This is a genomic window from Halochromatium sp. (assembly GCF_046541315.1).
In the GTDB taxonomy this organism is placed as follows: Bacteria; Pseudomonadota; Gammaproteobacteria; order Chromatiales; family Chromatiaceae; genus Lamprobacter.
In genome coordinates this window covers 1-2785 of sequence record NZ_JBKHDN010000283.1, presented here as the reverse complement: position 1 = coordinate 2785, position 2785 = coordinate 1, and the positions used below count along the sequence as shown (strand labels likewise).

Genomic DNA, 2785 nt, shown 5'->3' with positions numbered 1-2785 from the left:
CGCCAGCAACAGCAGCACGACGATGCTGGCGAGCTGGTCGATCAGGATGCGCCAGGCCGGGCGCGAGCGCGTCTGGCGCAGCGCATTGCGGCCATACTGCTCGCGCCGCTCGCGGACCTCGGCCTCAGAGAGGCCGCTGTCAGCATCGCTGTCCAGCTGCTTGAGCGCGGCCTCTGGCTGCTGTCGGTAGAACGCCTTCATTGGTAGAGAAGGACTGCCTCGCGCACCATTTGGGCGGCATAGCCCCACTCGTTGTCATACCAGGCCATCACCTTGACCAGGTCATCGTCGACGACGCGGGTCAGGCCCAGGTCGACGATCGAGGCGTGCGCGTCCTGGATGACATCGGAGGAGACGATCGGCTCTTCGATGATCGAGAGCACTGTCGAGTAACGGGGGTTCAGCGACTCTTCCATGAAGACCTTGTTGACCTCCTCGCGCGAGGTCGCCCGACTGGTGACGAAGGTGATGTCCGCCAGCGAGCCCACCGCAACCGGCGCTCGCACAGCGAGTCCATCGAACTCGATCGGATGGTCCCCGAGCACGCGATTGGTGGCCTCGGCCGCCCCGGTGCTGGTGGGCACTAGGTTGACTGCCGCCGCCCGCCCGCGCTCCATGCGCTTGGAGGGTCCATCGACCGTCTCCTGCGTCGAGGTGTAGGCATGCACCGTGGTCATCATGGCCTTGGCGACGCCGATGCGCCGCTGCATGATCTCGGTCACGGGCGCGATGCAGTTGGTGGTGCAGCTGGCGCAGGAGAAGATCGGTGCCGTGCCGGAGTCGTTAACGCCGGGGACGACCATCGGGATGCTCTCGTCCTTGGCCGGGGCGGAGAGCATGACCTTGCGAGCGCCGGCCTCGAGGTGGCGTTGCAGGGCGTCCCGGTCCCTGAACACCCCGGTGCACTCGAAGACCAGATCGACATCCAGATCCTTCCAGGGTGATAGCAACGGGTCCTCGTGGTTGGACACGGGGATGCGCTGGCCATCGATGACCAGTTGACCGTCTTGGCTGGCGATCTCCTGCGTCGAGCGCCCGTAGACCGAGTCGTAGCGCAGCAGGTAGGCGAGCTGTTCGGGGTCCGCCAGATCGTTGACACCGACCAGCTCGAGTGTGGGCTCCTCCATGACCAGTTTCAGGGTGGCGCGTCCGATGCGCCCGAGTCCATTGATTGCGATTCTTGCCATGATCGTGACTCCTCAGGATTGCGTGGGTTCAGGATTGCGAGTGCCCAGGATGATGCTCGTGGATCTGGACCTGCGAGCGCAGCTGTTCCAGGTCTTGCTTGCGATAGAGATTGGCGTCGCGGATCTTGACCGCAGCCGCTGCGGCAGCGACGCCATCGCGGGCTGCTTCCGACAGCCTGCCGTCTTGGGTCAGCCGATGGATCAGGGCGCTGACGAAGCTGTCGCCAGCCCCCATTGGTGCTCGGCCTTCGACCGAGGGTGGCTGCAAGTGCAGGCGCAGGCCCTCGGCAGCGACGACCGCCCCTTGGCTACCTAGGGTGACGACGATCGCCTCGGCGGTACCTTTGGCAAGCAGCGCGTCCATGCCGGTGAGATAGGCCTCAGGCTCCTCGCGCTCGACCTTGAACAGCTGGTGGCATTCGTGATGGTTGGGTTTGATCAGGAACAGCGGTGGCTGTGCGCTCAAGGTGGCATCGAGTGTTGGCGCCGCCGTGTCGAGCACCACCCGGGTGCCGCGCTGTGAGACGCGTTGAGCCACTTCGGCATAGAAGTCTGCCGGCACGCCGGGTGGCAGACTGCCACTGAGCACCAGATAACGCGGCGCTGGGGCGATCGCCTCGAGCGCCTCGGGAACGGTCTGCCATTCGCGCTCGGCAAGCGTCGGCCCGGGGAACACCAGATGGAAGACCTTGGGGGATTCTAGGTGCGGTGCCTGCTCCGCCAAGGAGAGATTCTCGCGGATGTCGCCGTCGATCGGCAGCGATTGGGTCCGGATGCCAGCCTGATTCAGCAGACCATCGAGCCGTTGGCCGGTCGGTCCACCAGACGGATAGACCGCGAGCACGTCAGTCCCGAGCCGATGCAGGCCTCGGGCAACGTTGATGCCGCCGCCGCCGGGCGTGTGGCGCGGCAGACTGCAACGTGTCTTCTTCCCGGGAGTCAGCTGCTCGGTCTCGCTACTCAGATCGAGCGCCGGATTCATGGTCAGCGTGACGACGTCGGGCATCCCGGATCTCCATGATGAGGTTCACGATGATTGTGCGTTGATGCGATGCACAGGACTGCCCGCATGGACTGCTCGGCCCCCTTAGCGCCTGACCACAAAGAACTGCGCAAGGCGAAGCAAGCAATTTGGCCGCCAGGCAGACAGACCTGTTCAGGTTATTCGCGGATGAACCCCCTGAAAGGACTCAGCTCCGATGCGCTCGCTCGCGTTGTACGACCTCGACTTGAGCAGAATGCATGCCAGCAGTGGCCTGTCTGAACCGGTCGTTCATCGGCACCATCACGATCGGAGTAGTCGTTCCGGTGCTCAGGCCTTGGCGCCGAGCTAGATGGCGCGATCGGTGGCGGCTTACTGAGTCGTTGTCGCCGCGCTCAGACCTTGGCAGTGGCGGACTAGCTTGTTGGTCGAGGGCAGACGCGAGGCCTGCCAGCGAAGCGGTGTGGTTGCTTTCGCCCGACGGGTGTGCAAAACCCCCACCTGGTCATCAGTTGTCATCCCAGGTGCCTCCTAGGCCTGAGCAGCTGAGCATGAGCAGCTGAGGGAGCCGGCGCCGAGGGCGCGGACCCGCTCCTGGAGCGCATTGGCGATGCGC

The 2785-nt window shown here is 64.7% G+C and carries 3 protein-coding genes; all 3 read right to left on the bottom strand.

Annotated features, from left to right (window positions below; all coding sequences use genetic code 11):
* A partial coding sequence (locus tag ACLFQI_RS13180; RefSeq protein WP_410760002.1) for a cation-transporting P-type ATPase occupies window positions 1–201 on the bottom strand: 201 nt, incomplete at its 3' end.
* The gene (locus ACLFQI_RS13175) at window positions 198–1187 is read right to left on the bottom strand and encodes a type I glyceraldehyde-3-phosphate dehydrogenase (RefSeq protein WP_410760000.1); all 990 of its coding nucleotides are present in this window, start codon (window positions 1185–1187) and stop codon (window positions 198–200) included. The genes ACLFQI_RS13175 and ACLFQI_RS13180, both read right to left, overlap by 4 nt.
* Before the next feature lie 28 nt (window positions 1188–1215).
* Window positions 1216–2193 (bottom strand): 1-phosphofructokinase family hexose kinase, encoded by a 978-nt coding sequence (locus ACLFQI_RS13170; protein ID WP_410759999.1) that lies wholly within the window; start codon window positions 2191–2193, stop codon window positions 1216–1218.
* Window positions 2194–2785: the final 592 nt, after the last annotated feature.

Coding starts and splice junctions, on each gene's coding strand:
- ACLFQI_RS13175 (WP_410760000.1), bottom strand. CDS start 1,187: ATGGCAAGAATCGCAATCAATGGACTCGGGCGCATCGGACGCGCCACC.
- ACLFQI_RS13170 (WP_410759999.1), bottom strand. CDS start 2,193: ATGCCCGACGTCGTCACGCTGACCATGAATCCGGCGCTCGATCTGAGT.